This window comes from Pararhizobium sp. (assembly GCF_965279435.1).
In the GTDB taxonomy this organism is placed as follows: Bacteria; Pseudomonadota; Alphaproteobacteria; order Rhizobiales; family Rhizobiaceae; genus Pararhizobium.
In genome coordinates this window covers 4,334,635-4,353,425 of the sequence record NZ_CBDIHY010000003.1, presented here as the reverse complement: position 1 = coordinate 4,353,425, position 18,791 = coordinate 4,334,635, and the positions used below count along the sequence as shown (strand labels likewise).

At 60.7% G+C, this 18,791-nt stretch carries 20 protein-coding genes; 15 read left to right on the top strand and 5 right to left on the bottom strand.

Annotation, left to right across the window (positions count from 1 at the left end; all coding sequences use genetic code 11):
* Positions 1-65 precede the first annotated feature (65 nt).
* Complete coding sequence (locus ACQY8Q_RS26905; RefSeq protein WP_428429610.1) at positions 66-431, bottom strand: winged helix-turn-helix transcriptional regulator; 366 nt, start codon at positions 429-431, stop codon at positions 66-68.
* Positions 432-540: 109 nt separating this feature from the next.
* On the opposite strand from ACQY8Q_RS26905, the gene ACQY8Q_RS26900 reads away from it, so the two are divergent.
* Entirely contained in the window at positions 541-1,245 is a 705-nt protein-coding gene (locus tag ACQY8Q_RS26900; RefSeq protein WP_428429609.1) for a glutathione S-transferase family protein, read from the top strand.
* A 119-nt stretch (positions 1,246-1,364) separates the two neighbouring features.
* Here ACQY8Q_RS26900 and ACQY8Q_RS26895 read toward each other — a convergent pair whose 3' ends face one another.
* Positions 1,365-1,823 carry a pyridoxamine 5'-phosphate oxidase family protein gene (locus ACQY8Q_RS26895; RefSeq protein WP_428429608.1) on the bottom strand — a complete coding sequence of 153 codons (459 nt, stop codon included), beginning with the start codon at positions 1,821-1,823 and terminating at the stop codon, positions 1,365-1,367.
* 127 nt (positions 1,824-1,950) lie between these two features.
* Positions 1,951-2,979, bottom strand: a complete 1,029-nt coding sequence (locus tag ACQY8Q_RS26890) for a zinc-dependent alcohol dehydrogenase family protein (protein ID WP_428429607.1) — start codon at positions 2,977-2,979, stop codon at positions 1,951-1,953.
* Positions 2,980-3,163: 184 nt separating this feature from the next.
* Between ACQY8Q_RS26890 and ypfJ the strand changes: the two genes are divergently transcribed.
* The 10 genes from ypfJ (at position 3,164) to ACQY8Q_RS26840 (ending at position 11,173) form a co-directional block, all read left to right on the top strand.
* Positions 3,164-4,090 carry a KPN_02809 family neutral zinc metallopeptidase gene (gene ypfJ, locus ACQY8Q_RS26885; protein ID WP_428429606.1) on the top strand — a complete coding sequence of 309 codons (927 nt, stop codon included), beginning with the start codon at positions 3,164-3,166 and terminating at the stop codon, positions 4,088-4,090.
* Positions 4,091-4,257: 167 nt separating this feature from the next.
* Positions 4,258-4,593, top strand: a complete 336-nt coding sequence (locus ACQY8Q_RS26880; RefSeq protein WP_428429605.1) for a hypothetical protein — start codon at positions 4,258-4,260, stop codon at positions 4,591-4,593.
* Positions 4,594-4,643: 50 nt separating this feature from the next.
* Positions 4,644-4,994: a hypothetical protein gene (locus ACQY8Q_RS26875; RefSeq protein WP_428429604.1), complete on the top strand. Its 351-nt coding sequence runs from the start codon at positions 4,644-4,646 to the stop codon at positions 4,992-4,994.
* 140 nt (positions 4,995-5,134) lie between these two features.
* Positions 5,135-5,458, top strand: coding sequence for a hypothetical protein (locus ACQY8Q_RS26870; protein WP_428429602.1), 324 nt, complete (start codon positions 5,135-5,137; stop codon positions 5,456-5,458).
* 76 nt (positions 5,459-5,534) lie between these two features.
* On the top strand, positions 5,535-6,032 hold the full coding sequence (locus ACQY8Q_RS26865) for a cytochrome b (RefSeq protein ID WP_428429601.1): 498 nt from the start codon (positions 5,535-5,537) through the stop codon (positions 6,030-6,032).
* Between the two features lie 264 nt (positions 6,033-6,296).
* Positions 6,297-7,553, top strand: coding sequence for a TCR/Tet family MFS transporter (locus ACQY8Q_RS26860; RefSeq protein ID WP_428429600.1), 1,257 nt, complete (start codon positions 6,297-6,299; stop codon positions 7,551-7,553).
* Positions 7,554-7,725: 172 nt separating this feature from the next.
* Complete coding sequence (locus ACQY8Q_RS26855; protein ID WP_428429599.1) at positions 7,726-9,132, top strand: MATE family efflux transporter; 1,407 nt, start codon at positions 7,726-7,728, stop codon at positions 9,130-9,132.
* A 25-nt stretch (positions 9,133-9,157) separates the two neighbouring features.
* Complete coding sequence (locus tag ACQY8Q_RS26850) at positions 9,158-9,871, top strand: helix-turn-helix domain-containing protein (RefSeq protein WP_428429598.1); 714 nt, start codon at positions 9,158-9,160, stop codon at positions 9,869-9,871.
* A 66-nt stretch (positions 9,872-9,937) separates the two neighbouring features.
* The gene (locus tag ACQY8Q_RS26845; RefSeq protein ID WP_428429597.1) at positions 9,938-10,699 is read left to right on the top strand and encodes a sulfite exporter TauE/SafE family protein; all 762 of its coding nucleotides are present in this window, start codon (positions 9,938-9,940) and stop codon (positions 10,697-10,699) included.
* A gap of 90 nt (positions 10,700-10,789) precedes the next feature.
* Entirely contained in the window at positions 10,790-11,173 is a 384-nt protein-coding gene (locus tag ACQY8Q_RS26840) for a VOC family protein (RefSeq protein WP_428429596.1), read from the top strand.
* A 62-nt stretch (positions 11,174-11,235) separates the two neighbouring features.
* Here ACQY8Q_RS26840 and carA read toward each other — a convergent pair whose 3' ends face one another.
* Positions 11,236-12,441, bottom strand: coding sequence for a glutamine-hydrolyzing carbamoyl-phosphate synthase small subunit (gene carA, locus ACQY8Q_RS26835; protein ID WP_428429595.1), 1,206 nt, complete (start codon positions 12,439-12,441; stop codon positions 11,236-11,238).
* 281 nt (positions 12,442-12,722) lie between these two features.
* Here carA and ACQY8Q_RS26830 point away from each other — a divergent pair, with 281 nt between their 5' ends.
* Positions 12,723-13,181: a GatB/YqeY domain-containing protein gene (locus tag ACQY8Q_RS26830; protein ID WP_428429887.1), complete on the top strand. Its 459-nt coding sequence runs from the start codon at positions 12,723-12,725 to the stop codon at positions 13,179-13,181.
* Here the strand turns inward: ACQY8Q_RS26830 and ACQY8Q_RS26825 are convergent.
* A complete protein-coding gene (locus ACQY8Q_RS26825) occupies positions 13,156-14,043 on the bottom strand; it encodes a hypothetical protein (protein ID WP_428429594.1) in 888 nt (295 codons plus the stop codon). The two genes, ACQY8Q_RS26830 and ACQY8Q_RS26825, sit on opposite strands and share 26 nt — an antisense overlap.
* A gap of 223 nt (positions 14,044-14,266) precedes the next feature.
* On the opposite strand from ACQY8Q_RS26825, the gene dnaG reads away from it, so the two are divergent.
* The 3 genes from dnaG (at position 14,267) to ACQY8Q_RS26810 (ending at position 18,752) form a co-directional block, all read left to right on the top strand.
* Complete coding sequence (gene dnaG / locus ACQY8Q_RS26820) at positions 14,267-16,267, top strand: DNA primase (RefSeq protein WP_428429593.1); 2,001 nt, start codon at positions 14,267-14,269, stop codon at positions 16,265-16,267.
* Between the two features lie 156 nt (positions 16,268-16,423).
* Positions 16,424-17,059, top strand: coding sequence for a LysE family translocator (locus tag ACQY8Q_RS26815; RefSeq protein ID WP_428429592.1), 636 nt, complete (start codon positions 16,424-16,426; stop codon positions 17,057-17,059).
* Positions 17,060-17,156: 97 nt separating this feature from the next.
* A complete protein-coding gene (locus ACQY8Q_RS26810; RefSeq protein ID WP_428429591.1) occupies positions 17,157-18,752 on the top strand; it encodes an EAL domain-containing protein in 1,596 nt (531 codons plus the stop codon).
* Positions 18,753-18,791 lie beyond the last annotated feature (39 nt).

The window sequence follows — 18,791 nt, the reverse complement described above, 5'->3', positions numbered from 1 at the left end:
CCCCTTGCACGGTTGCTTGAAGCAGCCGGCCAAGTCCGAAGACCTGTGCCGCCGGATCATCCGTATCAGGCGGCCTTGATCAGTGGCCGGCGTATCTTTGCCTCCACCGGCTCGACCCGCGCGCCGGCATTCTCTTCCCACCAATCTCCGAGCGCGTCGATCAGCGGCACGAGCGCGTGGCCTGAAGCCGTCAGGTCATAATCGACCCGCAGCGGATATCCGGAAAAGGCCGTGCGCCGGACGATACCGGCTTTTTCCAGCTTGCGCAGTTCCAGTGCCAGCATCCGGTGCGACAGTGTCGGGTTGTCGCGCTGCAGATCGCTGAAACGCTTGGTGCCGTCCTTGAGATAGTAGAGCAGCAATGTTGGCCAGCGGCCGCTCAGCACGCGCATGGTCTCTTCGATCGGACATTGGGAAACGACGTCTTTCATCTTGCGGTCCTGGTTACAAAAGAGTGCGTAATTTACATGGGGGCGCCAATGGTTAGGGTCAACCATCGCTGCGCAGCGCCACCATCAACATCAAGAAGAGATACGAAAAATGGAACCTATTCTCATTCACGGCTTCCCGCTGGGAAGCTCGATGGGGCTTGTCGCTGCGTTCGAAAAGGTGGGCCAGCCCTACCGCCTCTGCCGCGTCGACATGCTCAGCGAAATGAAGACCGATGCCTATGCCCGCCTGAATGGCCGCCAGGAAACGCCCGTCCTGATCACCGACAAGGGCGCAGTTCTGACGGAAACCATGGCGATTGCCGGCTGGCTTTCCGCCCGCGATACCCAGCACCGCATCAGCTTTGATCCCCGCTCACCGGAGGCAGACCGGATGCTGCAGCTGATGGCTTTCGTCAATACCGGCTTCACCGGCTCCTTCGGGCCGCTGTGGGTGGCGCTTGAGTCCGAAGGCGAGACGCCGGAGACATTGGCGTTTCTACGCGATTTCGGCCGCAAATCGGTTGTCGAGCGCCATGAAAAGCTTGAGGCGATGATCGGCGATACGCCGTTTCTGGCCGGTGACCGCCTCAGTTTGGCCGATACGACGCTGATCGGCGTGGCACGCTGGGCGGAGTTTCATCAGGCTATCGATGCCAACGCCTATCCAAAACTTCAAGCGCTGCGCCGCCGGATCGAAGCCGAACCGGTGGTGCAATATGCGCTTGCGGTCGAGGACGGCGAAACACCGGCAGGCTCGGGCGCCTGCGTCGGTCATGTGCCGCTGGCCGACGTCATCAAGCGTTTCGCTGCCTGATCGGATGTAAACCGCCGCAAGATATCCCGCACACCTCTGGCGGGTGGATCTTGCGGCGGCTCGATATGAAAGTAAAATAGGGTGCCCGAAGCAGCTTAATGCAGGCTTTTCAGTCCGCTTCAGTTTTCGCCGGCGACGGAATGCCGTCCGGTGACGCTGTCAATATGAATGGCAAAGAACACCGGCGTTGTGTTTTTGCCGTCGGCTGCAGCCGTGCCGGGTTTCAAGGAGCCGGGTTCCCACCAGTTGCCACGTTTTTCCAGCAGCGACCAGGCATGGAGCCGCTCGTTGTGCCATCGCTCGTCGTCCGGGAATTCTTCATAACGTCCCTCGACGACGACACTCCGCCATGCCTCGTTATCCTTGATTTCGCCCACCTGCATGCAGACCAGCGGGTTGGCGCGCAGCCAGTCGATTTTCTGGCCCTGCATCGAAAACCCATAGAGGCTGGGGGATTCGAACGCGTACTGGATCGGCACGACATAGGGCCGGTTATCCTTGGCGCAGGCAAGATGGGCAATGTGGCCCCGCGAGAGGACGTCAACGCAGTCTTCGCTGGTCATCTCTTTCAAGATCATCGGATATATTCCTTCCGGACATCGATTGCCCATCGGCAATTATAGCACGGTTGATGGTCGAGTTTTTCGAAATCCGGCCCTGCAGGACGAACGGCCGCAGTCAGCAGCGCCTGTCGTCCATCGAGCCTCAACCGGCTGCCGCCATCACCAGCACTTTTACCTCTCCTGAAGCTGGCGGATTGCGGATCACCTCCGGCGCTTCCTCCAGCGTGATTGTGCGTGAGATCAGCTTTTCCACGTTGATGACGCCGGAGGCGACCAGATCGGCGGCGCGGCGGTGGGTGAAGGGGTTGATGAACGAGCCGAGCACCCGCAGTTCCCGAAAGAGAATGTCGAACGGCTCGATCCTGACGGTTTCGCCCTGCGCCATCACGCCAAGGATGACGACGGTGCCGCCGGCTTTCGCAAGCCGGGTGGATTGTTCGACCGTCGCGGCGACACCGGCGCATTCGATCACCACATCGACACCGCCGGGAACCAGGCCGTCCGGACCAGTGATCGCCTTGATGAGATCGCCGTTCGAAGGATCGATGCTGGCGGTTGCGCCGAGTTCTTCGGCCAATTTCCGTTTGGCTTCCTGCCGGGTGGACAGAATGACGGTGGTCGCACCCGCCAGCCGCGCCAGCTGCACCGTCAACAGACCGATGACACCGCCGCCGAGCACCACCACCGACGCGCCAGCCTTGATCTCCGCCATATCGACGCCGTGCAGGCAGCAGGCGAGCGGCTCGCAGAACGCACCGTGGCTTGAGGGCATATCGAGCGGGATCTCGAAAGCCTGCTTCTGCGGCACGATGACATAGTCGGCAAAGCCGCCGTCGCGGCTGATGCCGATGGCCTTCAGGTTGCGGCAGAGATTGACGCGGCCAGCCTGGCATTGCGGGCAGCGGCCGCAGGAAATATTCGGGTCGCCGGTGATGCGCGCACCAAGCTTGAAGCCCTTCACATCAGCGCCCACAGCCTCGACAATGCCGCAGAATTCGTGGCCGAGCGTCACCGGCGGCGTCGAAGGAAACTCGCCGTGCAGCAGGTGGCGATCGGTGCCGCAGATGCCACACGCCTCGACCCGCACCAGAAGGTCATCCGGCCCCGGAACGGGCGTCTCGATCTCGCGCACGAAAAGTTTGCCGATCGATTCCAGGCGCATGGCTTTCATAGGCTCGTTCCTCCCAAAACAATGGCGTCCATAGTGGCATGCCCCATCGCTGGCTGCCAACGGCGGTTTGAATTTTAGCGCGTGAAAAACTTTGTTATTTGGGTCTTGTACAAAATCCCCTCTGGCGCGTTATATGGTCTTGAAAAGATTGATAGCCGCAGCGGCTAAGACGGGAGACCAGATCATGGAATGGAAGGGCCGGCGCCAATCGGGCAATGTCGAGGACGAGCGCGGAGCGGGTCCGGTGCGAGGCGGTATGGGCGGTAATCCGTTCGGCCGTGGCGGCGGTTTCCGCCTTCCGACCGGCGGTGGTGGCGGCATGAGCATCGGCACGATCATTTTCCTCGTCGTCATCTATTTCGGTCTGAAGATGGTCGGTATCGATCTTTTGCAGGTGCTCGACGGCGGCCAATCGACCGGCCAGTCCGGCTATGAGCAGACACAATCCGCTTCGCCGCAGGGTTCGGCGCAGGAAGAGGAAACGAAGGCCTTCGTCTCTACCGTACTGGCCGAGACCGAAGACACCTGGAACGGCATCTTCCAGGCGAGTGGCCAGACCTATGTCGAGCCGAAGCTGGTGCTTTTCCGAGACGGCATCAATTCGGCCTGCGGCACGGCCTCGTCGGCCAGTGGCCCGTTCTATTGCCCGGGCGACCAGAAGGTCTATCTCGACATGGCCTTCTTCGATGAACTGGCCCAGAAATTCGGTGCATCCGGCGATTTCGCCGAGGCCTATGTCATCGCCCACGAGGTCGGCCATCACGTCCAGAACCTGCTGGGTACCCTGCCGAAGGTCAATGCCCAGCGCCAGCGCATGAGCGAGGCGGATTCCAACCAGATGTCCGTGCGGGTGGAACTGCAGGCGGATTGCTACGCCGGCATCTGGGGCAAATATACCGAGCAGAAGGGCCTTCTGGACAAGGGCGACCTTGAGGAAGCGCTGAATGCCGCCACCCAAATCGGTGACGATACGCTGCAGAAGCGCTCGCAGGGCTATGTCGTTCCCGAGAGTTTCAACCATGGTACCTCGGCGCAGCGCTCGGCCTGGTTCAAGCGCGGCTTTGACAGCGGCAAGCTATCCGCCTGCGATACGTTCAACGGCAATATCTGAACAGTCGGCGGCGCGTCCCTTTACCGGCGCGCCGTTTTCTCATGACCGCTCTAAAAAATTTCGTCCGCCGCGCTGTTACTAATCGCAAAAGCAACGGGATAACCTATATCTCTCCTATCGATACGGAAGCTGGTGAAAAAGCCGGACGGCCAGTGAAGGAGAATACCATGCGGAAAATTATCACCCTGACATTTATGGCTGCGGCGCTCGCCCTATCGGCGACGGCGCCTGCGTCAGCGACGGAAACGCTCGGCACCATTCTGTTCGGACATCCGATGGAGCCTGGCATTGCCGTCATCATGATCAAGTCCGGTGATCGCGGTGGCGATCGCGCCCCGGCCATCTTCCGCGATCCTTCCGCCGAGACGCGCGCGCGGGCACAGACGGAAATCGCTTCCAATCCGGTCATCAAGGCGTCTCTGGAACGCCGCAACATCCGGCCGCACAATGTTCTCGCCATTCAAACCGCGCTGGATGGCAGCAAGATCATTTATGCACGATGATACCGGCCGTTGAGGCACACGTGGCCGCAAACGTCTGAAGGAGAAAGACAGTGAAGAAGATCGTCACGCTTGTTCTGGCTGCCGCCCTTTTAGCCCCGCTTGGCGCCGGGCTGGCGACGGGCACCGCCTATGCCCAGAAGGCACAGACGGCCCGTCAGGCTGCCAATACCAATCCACGGGTCACGGTGATCATCATCCGAGATTACATTGGCCCGGACGATTTCCAGCAGGTGCCGCGAACCTATCGCTATCCGTCGGCGCAGACCTATGCCAAGGGCCAGGAAGAAATCCGCAACACCCCCAACATTCGGGCCGCCCTGCAGCGCCGTGGCATTCCGGCGCGCAACGTCGCCGGCGTCCAGACCGCCTTCAACGGCGGCAAGATCGTCTATGTAAGGTGATCGGCATGGTGGTGTCTTGTTATACGGACACAGCCCCGCAGCGGCGAAACTAAAGTGCGCACCAGGTCGTTATATGGTGTGGCACCGGCCTGCGACCGGGTGCCGGTCGCTGCAAGCACCGGCCTTCAAGGAGTAAAGACATGCGCAAACTCGTGACGCTTGCACTTGCCATCCTGATCGCGACCCTGTCGCTTGGCAGTTTCGCCAACGCAAGGGACGCAGCTTCTGGTCAGGTCAGCATCACCGTCATCATCATCAAGGATGAGGTTGACGACGATGACGAGACGCAGCAGGTGCCGCGCACCTATCGCTATCCTTCGCCACAGACCATCGCGAAAGCACAGGACGAAATCCGCTCCGATGCCTATCTGCGTGGTTTCCTCCAAAAGAAGCGCGTCCAGCTGCGCAACGTAGTCGGCATCCAGACTGCCTTCAGCGGCGGCAAGATTGTCTATGTGAAATAATGCCGGATCTCCCGGTCGTTCAGTTCGGCGTCAGTGAAACTCTGCATCTCCATGTCATCACAATGGAGACCATCACATGGCGACGCATTCTTCCAGAGGCTATTCCGCCCTTCAGATCATGCTTCACTGGGCCATCGCGGTCCTGGTGATCTTTCAGCTGCTGTTCGGCGAAAGCATGACCGCTGTCGTCGATGCATCCGAAGAGGGAACGACGGTCTCCGGCCAGGATCAGTTTCTCGGTTCCGCACATTACTGGGTAGGGCTGGCTATGCTCTGTCTGGTCCTGATCCGCCTGATCCTCCGGGTTGTCAGCGGCGTTCCCCAGGCGGCTGGAGCCACAAGCTGGATGTCCATTTTGGCAAGCGCGATGCATTGGGCATTCTACGCTCTCCTGGCGGCTATGCCGGTGACAGGACTGCTGACCTATTTCGATATCTGGGATCTGGGCGAGGTTCATTCCATCGGCAAACCGGTCTTCATCGTCCTCATTGTCGTTCACGCCGCCGCTGCACTCTTCCACGCCGTCGTTCTCCGCGACGGCACATTGCGCCGGATGATCGCGCCTGCCCGATAGGGCCAGGCAAAAAATGAACTTGCAGCCCCATTGACGATGGCGGCCCCCAAACACACGCCTCCTCATTGAGGGCCTGCTTCACTATTCTGGAGAGCCGGCCAAGGTATCAGCCTTGCCGCGCCCATCAATGTTCCCGAAGCAATCATCACGAACATTGAAATGTTCACGTATTGTTTCCGTCAAAATTTTCCGATACAGACGATTTGCCTGTCATGTTCGCGTTCTGTATCCGCGCGCCGCCGGATGCCCTTTAAGGTTTGTTCGATGATTGATCCGAAGTCAGCGCGGCGTGGCCTTTCTCTGGTTTTTCTCATTCTGTTTCTCGATATCATGGGCATCGCTATCATCGTGCCGGTGCTGCCTGCCTATCTGAAGGAACTGACGGGCGATACGATCAGCGAGGCGGCAGTCGATGGCGGCTGGCTGCTTCTGGTCTATTCCGGCATGCAGTTCATCTTCGCGCCGCTGATCGGCAATCTGTCTGACCGTTTCGGCCGCCGGCCGATCCTGCTGGCCTCGGTGCTGACCTTCGCACTCGACAACCTGATCTGCGCGCTCGCGACAACCTACTGGATGCTGTTTGTCGGCCGGGTGCTGGCCGGTATCAGTGGTGCCAGCTTCTCCACCGCCGCTGCCTATATCGCCGATGTCAGTGACGACACCAATCGTGCCAAGAATTTTGGGCTGATCGGCATCGCCTTCGGCACGGGTTTTGCGCTCGGCCCTGTCATGGGCGGGTTGCTCGGCGAATTCGGCCCACGCATTCCCTTCTACGGCGCCGCTGCCCTGTCCTTCGTCAATTTTGTCCTGGCCTGGTTTCTGTTGCCTGAAACTTTGGAAAGCCATAACCGCCGCCGTTTCGAATGGAAGCGCGCCAATCCGCTCGGGGCGCTGAAGCAAATGCGCAATTATCCTGGTATCGGCTGGGTGCTTCTGGTGTTCTTCCTGTTCTGGCAGGCGCATGCGGTCTATCCCGCCGTCTGGTCCTTCGTCTCCTCCTATCGCTACAATTGGAGTGAGGGCCAGATCGGTCTGTCGCTCGGTATCTTCGGCATTTGCGGCGCGCTGGTCATGGGGTTTATCCTGCCCAAAGCCATTCCGCTTTTGGGAGAATGGAAGGCAGGCGCGGTCGGGTTGATCTTCACCGGGCTCGGCCTTGTCGGTTATGCCTTCGCCTTCCAGGGCTGGATGGTCTATGCCGTCATCATCGTCACCTGCCTTGAAGCGCTTGCCGATCCGCCTTTGCGCAGTATCGCCTCGGCCAGGGTGCCGCCGTCGGCGCAGGGCGAATTGCAGGGGGCCTTGTCGAGCATTTCCAGCTTCACGACCATCCTCGGGCCACTGATGTTCGCGCAGATCTTCAGTCTCTTCACTGCCCCCTCGGCTTCCGTCACGTTCGCCGGTGCGCCCTATCTTCTCGGCGCCGTCTTCGTCGTGCTGGCCGTGACCATTTACCTTCTGAAAGTTCGTCCAATCGCCGAGAAGAGCGAATCCGAAGCTGCGGCCACGCAAACGTCCTGAACCGGTTTTTGGCTGCTGACGCCCGGAAAACGATCAAGTTTTGTGATGTTTGGATGAAAAAATAAGCACTTTCGCCGTTCTGGCTGGTGCTTTTCGAGTGGTTGTTCTATTTCCCAATCTTCCGTCTTGCGGCCCATACCGGTTGCGACGAAGCCAAAGGCCTATCCTCATCATGCTGACTTCAACCCCTAGCGACACGGGCGTCCGCACAGATAACTCCTGGTCGGCGCATTATCGCGCCACCATCGCGCTTGGCGTGCCCTTTGTCGGCGCCCAGCTGGCGCAGTTCGCCATTCATGCCACCGACGTGCTGATGGTTGGCCGCCTCGGCACGACCGAGCTTGCGGCAATGGTTCTGGCCGCGCAGATGTTCTTCACCATCTTCATTTTCGGCTCGGGTTTTGCCAATGCCGTCGTGCCGATCGTGGCGCAGGCTGAAGGCAGGGGCGACCGCGTCGCCGTGCGCCGGGCCGTGCGCATGGGCATGTGGGCAGTGCTCGGCTATAGCGTCATCATGGCGCCGGTGCTGTGGCAGGCCGAGCATGTGCTGCTGATGCTGGGACAAAAGCCAGAAGTCGCAGCCCTTGCCGGAAGCTATCTGCACATTGCGCTCTGGGGCATGTTCCCGGCGCTGCTGTTCATGGTTCTGCGCGGTTTCTTGAGCTCGCTGGAGCGCGCCGGTATCATCCTCTACGTGACGATCATCGTGCTGCTGACCAATGCCGTTCTTTGCTATATCTTCATCTACGGTCATTTTGGCGCGCCCGCACTCGGCATCGTCGGCGCCGGTATTTCGGCGCTCATCGTCAATACGCTGAGCTTCGTGCTGCTTTACATCTATATCCAGGCACAGCCGCAGACCCGTTCCTACGAGATTTTCGTGCGCTTCTGGCGGCCCGATTGGCCGGTGCTGAAGGATGTCGTCAAGCTCGGTCTGCCGATCGCCGTCACCATCCTTGCCGAAGTCAGCCTGTTCACCGTTGCCTCGCTACTGATGGGCATGATCGGCACCGTCGAGCTTGCCGCCCACGGTATTGCGCTGCAGTTCGCCTCCGTCGCCTTCATGGTGCCGCTCGGGCTGGCGCAGGTCGCGACCGTGCGCATCGGTCTTGCCCATGGCCGCCGTGATGCCGAAGGCATCAAGCGGGCGGCGATTGCCGTTTTTGTCGTCGGTTGCGGTTTTGCGCTGATCGGCAGTGTGGTTTTTGCGGTGTTTTCGCATGAGCTTGCAGCAATGTATCTCGATATCAACCGGCCGGATGCGGCGCAGGTTCTCGCCTATGCCGGCCCGCTGATCGTCATTGCCGGTGCGTTTCAGCTGGTCGATGGCGTCCAGGCACTGGCCGCCGGCATGCTGCGCGGCCTGAAGGATACCACCGTGCCGATGCTTCTGGCGCTGGTCTCCTACTGGGCGATCGGCTTCGTCGCCGCCTATGTCCTGGCCTTCCACTTCGGCTTCGGCGGTGTTGGCGTCTGGTACGGCTTCGTGCTCGGCCTTGCCGCCGCTAGCGTCTCGCTGACTTGGCGCTTCTTCATCTTTCTGAAACGGGAGCGGAAGCTTTTGGCGCGGCCAGCATAAGGCTTGGCGAAAGGGAGGGGCGGGGATGCGTGCTGCCATGCCGGGACGGTGGTCCTATCGCCGTGACGGTCATCATCCGGAGGTCGAATATGCCTTCTGGAGTGGGACCGTCGCGCCCGGCATGGCCGTGCATTTTCACCCGCAAATTCAGCTGACGGCCGTTTTGACTGGCGGCCGGACGTTCCAGGTCGGGCATCAGGTTTTCACGGTTTTGGCAGGGCAGTGCCTCTATATCCCGGCCGGGGTGCCGCATAAAAGCCTGCCCGTTGCGCACCAGGAAACCCGCTGTCTCAACATCTATCTTGATCTCGACGGGTTCGGCGCAGTGCCGATGGTCTTTGACCTGCCCGAAATTCATGCGGATACGCAAGGCGTCACATCGGCCTTGCCCCGAATTGTTGCCTGTCTCGGTTCGGTGAGCCGTCTGAACGGCGACAGGCAAGGGAACCGGATGGGTGCAAAACTCCTGTCCGGCCGGGAGCCGCTCAGCGCTATTGCCGCCCGCAACCGGCTGAGCCGCGAAGGTTTTAGCCGGCAGTTCACCCGCATGGCCGGTATTCCACCGAATGGATACCGCCTTGTCAGCCGCCTCAACGAAGCCCGCCGGCGCCTGCGCGGCGATGTCTCGATCGCAGAGCTGGCGGCAGAGCTCGGCTTTGCCGATCAAAGCCATTTCGGCCGCCATTTCCGCCGCGTCTTCGGCATCAGCCCGGATGCCTATCGCCGGGGAATGCGATAACGCCTTGTCGTCGGAACGATCACAAACGTTCCAGACAGCTTTGCCCCCAGGCGCTATCTGTGCCGGATGGATATCAGCATCATCTGTCTTCTCGTCACGACTGGCCTGGTGGGCGGCATCATCAACGCCATTGCCGGCGGCGCCACGTTAATCACCTTCCCGGTGATGCTGATGGCCGGCCTGCCGCCGGTCGCAGCCAATGCCTCGAACGCGGTTGCCATCCTGCCCGGCCACCTGCTCGCTGCGATCGCCGACCGCGAAAAGATGCCGCCGCTGGATCGCGGATTTTGTCTGTCTCTCCTCGTGTCTGTCTCTGGCGGAATCATTGGTGCGCTGCTGCTCCTGGCGCTGCCGGACCGCGTTTTCATCCTGCCGGTTCCTGCCTTGATCGGATTTGCCACCCTGTTGTTTGCCTTTGCGCCGCAATTACAGAGATGGACGGCCCAGCGGCGCGCGGGCAGGCCGCCATCGCCGGTTGGCGGCGCCAGCGTTCTTGCCATTGCCTCGATCTATGGCGGCTTCTTTGGCGCGGGGCTGGGGATTATCCTTTCGGCAATCCTGTCCGTTGCTGATCCCGGCGATATCCGGCGGGTCAAGGTCTTGAAGAACCTGCTCGCAACCAGTGTCAGCTTGGCTGCCGTGACGATCTTCATTGTTCAGGGCAGGGTGCATTGGCCACAAACGACCGTGATGCTGCTTGGCGCTCTCGCAGGAGGGTATATCGGCGGAATGCTCGTACGCATCCTCCCCGCCCAAACTGTCCGCATCGTCGTCATCGCTGCAGGCACTCTGATGACGATCGTCTATGCGCAGCGCTACTGGTTCTAACCAGGCAAAAGGCAATTCTAAATCGATATTTTGTTCTTTATTTGTTCTGTTTTTCAGCTTAGTTTAGTGGGCGATCAAATGGAGGATGAAATGACCGCTTATGCGACTGTTGGAACATTGGATCATGCCGTATCGGTGCGCTTCTATGATGCCGTGCTTGCGACCATCGGCTGGAGCGCGCATGCCAAATATCCGGGCTGGTACGGTTATACTCTGGGCGGGACGGGCGAAGGTTTCCTGCTCTGGGTCTGCGAACCGTTCAACAAGGAACCGGCGACACCCGGAAATGGCACTATGGTCGGCTTTATCGTGACGTCGCATGGCGATGTCGAGGTTTTCCACCGCGCGGCGCTGGCCAATGGCGGCACCGACGAAGGTGCTCCGGGCGCCCGTCCGCAATATGGGCCGGACTGGTATTCGGCCTATATGCGCGACCCAGCCGGCAACAAGCTTTCCGTGGTGTTCAACGGCTGAATGCAAAAGCCCCGGTACTCGTTTGAGAACCGGGGCTTTTGAGCATTCTATGACGTTAGATATCAGCGTTCGGCCAGCGCCGGTTCGCCCTTCTTCTCGCGCACCAGATTGATGAAGCGGCGGAAGAGGTAGTGGCTGTCCTGCGGGCCGGGCGACGCTTCCGGGTGATGCTGGACCGAGAACACCGGCTTGCCGGTGAGGCGCAGGCCGCAATTGGTGCCGTCGAACAGCGAAATGTGAGTCTCTTCAACGCCTTCGGGCAAGGACTTCGAATCCACCGCGAAGCCGTGGTTCATCGAGACGATCTCGACCTTGCCCGTCGTGTGATCCTTGACCGGATGGTTGGCGCCGTGATGACCCTGGTGCATCTTCTCGGTCGTGGCGCCGAGCGCCAGGCCGAGCATCTGATGGCCAAGGCAGATGCCGAACAGCGGGATATCGCTCTTGATCAACTCCTGGATCACCGGAACGGCATATTCGCCGGTTGCCGCCGGGTCGCCCGGGCCGTTCGACAGGAAGATCCCGTCCGGCTTCTGTGCCAGCACGTCTTCGGCCGATGTCGTTGCCGGCATCACGGTGACCTTGCAGCCGAGCCCGGTGAACAGGCGCAGGATGTTGCGCTTGACGCCGTAATCGAGTGCCACGACATGATACGTCGTGTCGGCGTCCGCCAGTTCGTCATAACCTTCGTTCCACACCCAGGGCTTTTCGCTCCAGCGCGAGGTCTGGCCGGAGGAGGCGACCTTGGCGAGGTCGAGGCCTTCAAGCCCGCTCCAGGCCTTCGCTTCCGCCTTCAGGGTATTGATATCGAAAACGCCGTTCGGATCATGGGCGATCACCGCGTTCGGCGCGCCGTTTTCGCGGATCCAGGCGGTCAGCGCGCGGGTGTCGATGCCGCACATGCCGATGATGCCGCGTGCCTTCAGCCAGGCGTCGAGATGTTTTACGGCGCGGTAGCTGGATGGGTCGGTAATGTCGGCCTTGAAGATGACGCCGACCGCGCCGTGGCGTGCTGCCGGCGTCAAGTCTTCGATGTCTTCGTCATTGGCACCGATATTGCCGATATGCGGGAAGGTGAAGGTGACGATCTGGCCGAGATAGGACGGATCGGTCATGATCTCCTGGTAACCGGTGAGGGCCGTGTTGAAGACCACTTCGGCCTGCACCTTGCCGGTGGCGCCGATGCCCTTGCCTTCGATGACGGTGCCGTCGGCCAGAACGAGCAGGGCGGTTGGTTTTGCGGTGGTCCAGGGGGCTGTCGCGGTCATTGTCTTCATCCCGTTCAGGCGGCGCGTCGCGGACGTTCCAAGGGAACGCCGGCCGGCCGTTATGGTTTGCAGGCGGGCAGATGCGGGCGATGGGCGCGCGCTGTCAGGCCTGGTCACGATGTTGGTGCAGGTGACGGTCAATAACTGCAGCGCCCGGCAAGGTCAATCTTGAAGACGCTGGGATCGGTCTTTTCCTGCGGCTTTTACCGCTGATTCACGCATTTCGTTTGCTCCGGTCTGTCCGGCTGGTTTATGAAACGCCATCAAACAGGAGTAAGACAATCATGCGCGATGAACTCGCTGCCGCCCTCAAGGATGCGATGAAAGCCAAGGATGCGCCGCGGCTTTCCACCGTCCGTCTCGTTCAGGCCGAGATCAAGACCCGCGATATCGCCAATCGCGGCACCGGCAAGGGTGACGCCACCGACGACGAAATCCTGCAGATCATGGCCAAGATGGTCAAGCAGCGCGAGGAATCGGCAAAGATCTACGAAGACAATGCCCGCCCGGAACTTGCCGCCAAGGAACGCGCCGAGATCGTCGTCATTCAGGATTTCATGCCCAAGCAGCTGAGCGAAGCCGACGTGCGCGCCAACGTCGCTGCGGCAATCGCGGAAGCCGGCGCCAGCGGCGTAAAGGACATGGGCAAGGTCATGGCGGTGCTGAAGGAGCGTTATGCCGGCCAGATGGATTTCGCCAAGGCGTCGTCCGTTCTCAAGGAACTGCTGACAGCTGGCTGACCCCGGCAACCGGCGCGGCGACCGCATGGAACGCCGCGTCGATGATGGCGAATTTTTCCGCCTGGTATGCCCAGTATTCCCGCACGAACTGTTGCGAAAGCCAGAGCATGTTTGCACCGGCAATCGTCTCGTGGCCAAGACTGCCCATCTCGGCCGCCTTGGCCATCAGGCGCTTCAGGTGAGTCTTGGAAATCAGGTAGCGCTGGCAGATATCAGCGGATGAGACGGCGCCGACAATGGCTTTCGGTGCGCCCGGGTCAAACGTATCGATCAAACCGATGAAACAATCCATCACCAGTCCGCCGGAATTGGCCCAGGTAAACAGGTTGAACGTCTCGCCTGGATTGCGCACCGCGTGGTTTTCCAGAATTCCCTGCGCGATGGCCGGCTGCAGCCTTGCAAACAGGGCCGGATTTTCCGCCAGCGTCACAGCCCTGTTGCCGCCATCCAGCATGTCGAGAATGGTCAGATGCGCATAGAGCCATTTGACGACCGACTGCACCGCCACATCGGTCGGTTCCAGCGGCCGCCGGCGCCGGTCGGGCGGATTGTCGGCAGGCCGTGCAAAACGATAGGCCAGCATTTCCTGGACGAAGGCGCTGGCAGTGTTGCGGCTGGCAATGCCATAGTCCACCGCCGTTGCGACGAAACGCCCGACATAGAGGCCCTTGGAGGGATCGTTTGGATCACGCCTATAGTGCAGCGACAGGCCGAGCTGGGCCATCAGCCAGCGCTGCTGCGAGGCAAAGATCGAATTCAGCCTCGGGTTTTCCGCAAACAGCGCCGTCATCTGCCGCGCATACGTCTGCATCGCCGCAAAAAACACTGGGTTGCATACAAGATCATTTGCGGCGAGCGGCATTTTGCGGTTCCGGAAGATGGGCAACAAATCATTGCCCGTCTTCCGTTTGGTATCAACTGTTTATTCCCGGCATATGACATATTGATTCACAGGAAATACCGGTGCGGCGTCGTGCTTTTCCCGCCGCTTCGCCTCTCCACCCTGTGAATTGCGGGTATGATGCATCCCCTCTGTAGCGCGGGCGCGGTTTGCCGCCTATATGAAAGCCAGCCCAGAGGTATTCATGCGATTTTCCAACTCCTTCCTTGACGAGATCCGCGACCGCGTTCCCATTTCGGACGTGATCGGCAAACGCGTCACCTGGGATCGCAAGAAGACCAATGCCTCGCGCGGCGATTACTGGGCCTGCTGCCCGTTCCATGGTGAGAAGTCGCCGAGCTTTCACTGCGAAGACCGCAAGGGCCGTTATCACTGCTTCGGTTGCGGTGTCTCCGGCGATCATTTCCGTTTCCTCACCGATCTCGACGGCATGGCTTTTCCCGAGGCCGTGCAGCAGATCGCCGATCTCGCCGGTGTCGCCATGCCGCAGCCGGATGTCGAGGCGGAAAAGCGGGACCGCCAGCGCATCGGCCTGCAGGACGTCATGGAAGTGGCGACGCAGTTTTTCCAGGACCAGTTGCAGACGGCCAATGGTGCCAAGGCGCGCGCCTATCTGCGCGACCGGGGCCTCACCGGCCGCACCATCGAGACATTCCGCCTTGGCTACGCGCCGGAAAGCCGCAATGCGCTGAAGGAATTTTTGGCCGGCAAGGGCATTCCGAAGGACCAGATCGAGGCCTGCGGCCTCGTCGTTCATGGCCCTGATATTCCCGTCTCCTACGATCGGTTCCGCGATCGCATCATGTTCCCGATCCTGTCGTCGCGCGAAAAGGTCATCGCTTTTGGCGGCCGCGCCATGTCGCCGGATGCGCCGGCCAAGTATCTCAATTCCAACGAGACCGAGCTGTTCCACAAGGGCAACGTCCTCTACAATTTTTCGCGCGCCCGCAAGGCGATGGGTGGAGCTGACGGCGCAGGGACGATCATTGCCGTTGAAGGCTATATGGACGTCATCGCGCTGCATCAGGCCGGCATCGAGAATGCAGTGGCGCCGCTTGGTACCGCGCTCACCGAAAACCAGATGGCATTGCTGTGGAAGCTGACGCAGCAGCCGGTGCTCTGCTTTGATGGCGATGGCGCCGGCATTCGCGCCGCCAACCGCGCCGTTGATCTGGCGCTGCCGCATCTGAAGCCCGGTTTTTCCGTCCGTTTCGCCATGCTGCCGGATGGCAAGGACCCGGACGACCTCGTCCGTAACGAGGGCCGGGCACCGTTCGACAAGGTCATGGCGTCGGCCCGTTCGCTGTCGGAAATGGTCTGGCTGCGGGAAGCCCAGGCCGGTGGCTTCGATACGCCGGAAAGCCGCGCCCAGCTGGAAGCGACCTTGAAACAGGTGGTTTCGGTGATATCAGACGAAAATGTCCGCCGCCACTATGGCCAGGATGTGCGCGACCGGCTGAACCAGTTTTTTCAGGGCGCTTCGCGTCAGCAGAACGGCCAGCGCGGTTTCGACCGCAACCCGCGCCAGGGCACCAACCGCAGTGGCGGCCAAGGGCAGGGCCGTGGGGGCCAGCCCGGTGGACGCATGTCGGAGCGCTCGGGCATTTCCGATAGGCTTGCCCGCTCGTCGCTGGTCAGCGGCCATCAGGCGCTGCCGCCGTTGCGCGAAAGCGTGCTGGCGCTGACCATCGTCAACCACCCACAGCTGCTGTTTGAGGAATATGACGAGATTTCCGCGATCGAGTACGACAATCGCGACCTGCAGCGCTTCTGGTCGTCGGTTCTCAACGCCGCCGCCGCCAAGGGCCCGCGCCTGTCGCGCGAAATTCTCGTCGAGTTGCTGGAAGCCGAAGGGTTCGACGTCCTGTTGAAATCGCTCGACCAGCAGATCCGCTTTGCCCGCCTGTGGACCGCAACAACGGCCGCTGCACCTGAAGATGCCCGCGAAGGCTACCTGCAGGCACTCGCCCTGCATCAGCGCACCAAGGCCCTGCTGTGGCAGCGCCGCGAACTGGAAAGCGAACTCGCCTACGCAACGGAAGAAGGCGACGACGACACCGTCAGCCAGATCCTGCGCAATCTGCAAGAAGTCCAGTTGGAGGTGACGCGGCTGGAAAACCAGGAAGCGATCATCGACGGTTTTGGCGTGTTGTCGGGGCGCGTGAAGGGACCGGCGGGCAAGTAGGGGAGCTGGAGCCGGTATCCAGAGTTTTCGTCCTGAGCAGCCATGCGGCGTCGGTTGCCGGGGGAGTGCGCGAGCCCCTTGCCATCGCGCCCTGCACTTGCAAAAGTCTGGTCTTGTCGATGGGCCTGTAGCCCGCCCATCCGCAGGAGGGGAACCATGACTGAAATCACCTTGCTGGCTTTTGCACTCGTCTCGTTCATCGGTATCGCCACGCCCGGTCCGACCGTACTTTTGGCGTTGACCAACGGTTCCCGCTTTGGCATGCGCCGGGCGCTGATCGGCATGACCGGCGCGGTCCTGTCCGATTTCGTCCTGATCGGCGCCGTGGCGCTCGGTCTTGGTGCGCTGCTGGGGGCGTCCGAATTCTGGTTCTCGGTCGTCAAGTGGATCGGTGCCGGCTATCTCGCCTTTCTCGGGATCATGCTGTTGCGTTCGAAGGGCACGCTCAACGAAACGCTGCACGCAACAGCGGAGAACGGCTCGGGTTCGGCGCGGGCGATCTTCCTGAAGAGCTTTCTCGTCGCGGTCACCAATCCCAAGGGATACCTGTTCTTCTCGGCCTTCCTGCCGCAGTTCATCGTGTCATCAGAGCCGCAGATCCCGCAATATGCGCTTCTGGCGTTGGTCTTCGCCTCGATCGATTTCCTGGTCATGGCCGGTTATGCGGCGCTTGGTTCACAGGCCGTCAAGGTGTTGAAACAATCCGGCGCGCTCTGGCTCGACCGGATCTGCGGCGGCGCTTTGCTGGCGCTCGCCGGATCGCTGGCGTTTTACCGGCGCGCGAGCGCCTGATCACCCGGCAGTTGCTACAATGCTGCAGAAAGCTGACAGAGAATCTTAATGCAACCTTGGCATGACTGGCCTGCTATGCATCGCGGGGGTTGTGGAAATGAATGGGCGTCGTTCCCGCGTTATCGCGGTTGCGGTCATTTTGGGTCTTCTCGGCGCGGTGATCCCGATCGTCGCGATGGCCTATATGTCATGGGTCATCGCGGTTGAGAGGAAACAGGATCGTCTGGCGCTGTTCTCCCGCGTGACACTTTTGCGGGCGACGAACACGTTTGCCGATGCAAAAGGCGCGCTTGATGCGATTTCCACGACGTCCGATATACCCTGTTCGGAAGCCCATATTGCGCGCATGCGTGCGTTAACCGTCAACACCCGCTCCATCGAAGACATTGGCTATTTTGAAGACGGCCTGCTCAAATGCACCGCCTGGGGCAGGACCGCCGGCGAAATCGCCCAGTCGGGTGTCGATTATGTCACGCCGGATGGCATCGGTGTGACGATAAAGATGCAGCCTCTCATCAGCGGCGGCAAGCCGATGATGGCCCTGCATTCAGGTCGCTACAATGTTCTCGTGGCGCCGTCGCGCCTTGTCGATGTTCTGATCGATGACGGCATGTCCATTGCCTTGGCGACCGGGCAGGGTGCGATCATCAATACGCTGAACGCGCCGGACATCGGCCTTGTCCGCTCGCTTGTCCCTGCGCCCCGCACGGGAATGACGGACAGCGACCTGTTTGCTGCCGCGCATGGTGGTGGCCTTCTTGTGGTCGCCACCGAGCCGAAATCGACGATCGGGGCAAGCCTCAGAACCGAGCAGATGCTCCTCCTGCCCTTAGGCGTGTTCATCGCGGCCTTTATCGTCGGCATCGTCATATGGTTTTCGCGCAAGCGCCTCTCGCCGCTGGCTGAACTGGAGATCGCGGTGCGCAACCGCGAATTCATCGTGCACTACCAGCCGCTCGTCGAGCTGAAAACCGGCATCTGTATCGGTGCCGAAGCGCTGGTGCGCTGGCGCAGGCCGGACGGTTCCCTCGTCAGGCCCGATCTGTTCATCCCGCTTGCCGAGGAGAGCGGCCTGATCATGCCGATCACCGATCAGGTCATCGAGGCGGTGATCGGCGATCTGAACGGCATCCTTGTCGAGGACCGCACCCTGCATATCGCCGTCAATCTGTGTGCCGCCGATATCAAGTCCGGCCGCATTCTCGACGTTCTGGAGGCGAGGCTTGGCCACACCGGCATTCGTCCCGAACAAATTTGGCTGGAGGCGACCGAGCGCGGCTTCATGGATATAGACGCGGCGCGGGTGACGCTGACAAAAGCCCGTGAACGCGGCCATTCCGTCGCCATCGACGATTTCGGCACCGGCTATTCCAGCCTGCAATATCTGCAGGGTCTGCCGATGGACGCGCTGAAGATCGATAAATCCTTCATCGATACGATCGGCAAGGACACCGCCACCAGTTCCGTCACGTCGCACATCATCGACATGGCACAGTCGCTCGGGCTTTACATTGTCGCCGAAGGCATCGAGGTGGAGGAACAGGCCGATTACCTGAAAGCCCATGGAGTCGATTTTGGGCAAGGGTGGCTTTATTCCAAGGCACTACCGGCCGCCGCGTTCATTGCCTATCACCGGCGGACGAAGGAAAAGTATGGCGCGGCACCGGAGGTTATTCAGGTGGGGACGGAGTGAGGGGCTTAAGGCTTACCTTGACCGTGCCCGCGTTTGACG

What these genes read in the sequence shown, in the direction of transcription:
- ACQY8Q_RS26850 (WP_428429598.1), top strand. Translation starts at nt 9,158, where the DNA reads ATGCGTGCTGCCATGCCGGGACGGTGGTCCTATCGCCGTGACGGTCAT.
- ACQY8Q_RS26900 (WP_428429609.1), top strand. Translation starts at nt 541, where the DNA reads ATGGAACCTATTCTCATTCACGGCTTCCCGCTGGGAAGCTCGATGGGG.
- ACQY8Q_RS26810 (WP_428429591.1), top strand. Translation starts at nt 17,157, where the DNA reads ATGAATGGGCGTCGTTCCCGCGTTATCGCGGTTGCGGTCATTTTGGGT.
- ypfJ (WP_428429606.1), top strand. Translation starts at nt 3,164, where the DNA reads ATGGAATGGAAGGGCCGGCGCCAATCGGGCAATGTCGAGGACGAGCGC.
- ACQY8Q_RS26890 (WP_428429607.1), bottom strand. Translation starts at nt 2,979, where the DNA reads ATGAAAGCCATGCGCCTGGAATCGATCGGCAAACTTTTCGTGCGCGAG.
- ACQY8Q_RS26865 (WP_428429601.1), top strand. Translation starts at nt 5,535, where the DNA reads ATGGCGACGCATTCTTCCAGAGGCTATTCCGCCCTTCAGATCATGCTT.
- ACQY8Q_RS26815 (WP_428429592.1), top strand. Translation starts at nt 16,424, where the DNA reads ATGACTGAAATCACCTTGCTGGCTTTTGCACTCGTCTCGTTCATCGGT.
- ACQY8Q_RS26905 (WP_428429610.1), bottom strand. Translation starts at nt 431, where the DNA reads ATGAAAGACGTCGTTTCCCAATGTCCGATCGAAGAGACCATGCGCGTG.
- ACQY8Q_RS26860 (WP_428429600.1), top strand. Translation starts at nt 6,297, where the DNA reads ATGATTGATCCGAAGTCAGCGCGGCGTGGCCTTTCTCTGGTTTTTCTC.
- ACQY8Q_RS26895 (WP_428429608.1), bottom strand. Translation starts at nt 1,823, where the DNA reads ATGATCTTGAAAGAGATGACCAGCGAAGACTGCGTTGACGTCCTCTCG.
- ACQY8Q_RS26870 (WP_428429602.1), top strand. Translation starts at nt 5,135, where the DNA reads ATGCGCAAACTCGTGACGCTTGCACTTGCCATCCTGATCGCGACCCTG.
- ACQY8Q_RS26855 (WP_428429599.1), top strand. Translation starts at nt 7,726, where the DNA reads ATGCTGACTTCAACCCCTAGCGACACGGGCGTCCGCACAGATAACTCC.
- carA (WP_428429595.1), bottom strand. Translation starts at nt 12,441, where the DNA reads ATGACCGCGACAGCCCCCTGGACCACCGCAAAACCAACCGCCCTGCTC.
- ACQY8Q_RS26880 (WP_428429605.1), top strand. Translation starts at nt 4,258, where the DNA reads ATGCGGAAAATTATCACCCTGACATTTATGGCTGCGGCGCTCGCCCTA.
- ACQY8Q_RS26845 (WP_428429597.1), top strand. Translation starts at nt 9,938, where the DNA reads ATGGATATCAGCATCATCTGTCTTCTCGTCACGACTGGCCTGGTGGGC.
- ACQY8Q_RS26825 (WP_428429594.1), bottom strand. Translation starts at nt 14,043, where the DNA reads ATGCCGCTCGCCGCAAATGATCTTGTATGCAACCCAGTGTTTTTTGCG.
- dnaG (WP_428429593.1), top strand. Translation starts at nt 14,267, where the DNA reads ATGCGATTTTCCAACTCCTTCCTTGACGAGATCCGCGACCGCGTTCCC.
- ACQY8Q_RS26840 (WP_428429596.1), top strand. Translation starts at nt 10,790, where the DNA reads ATGACCGCTTATGCGACTGTTGGAACATTGGATCATGCCGTATCGGTG.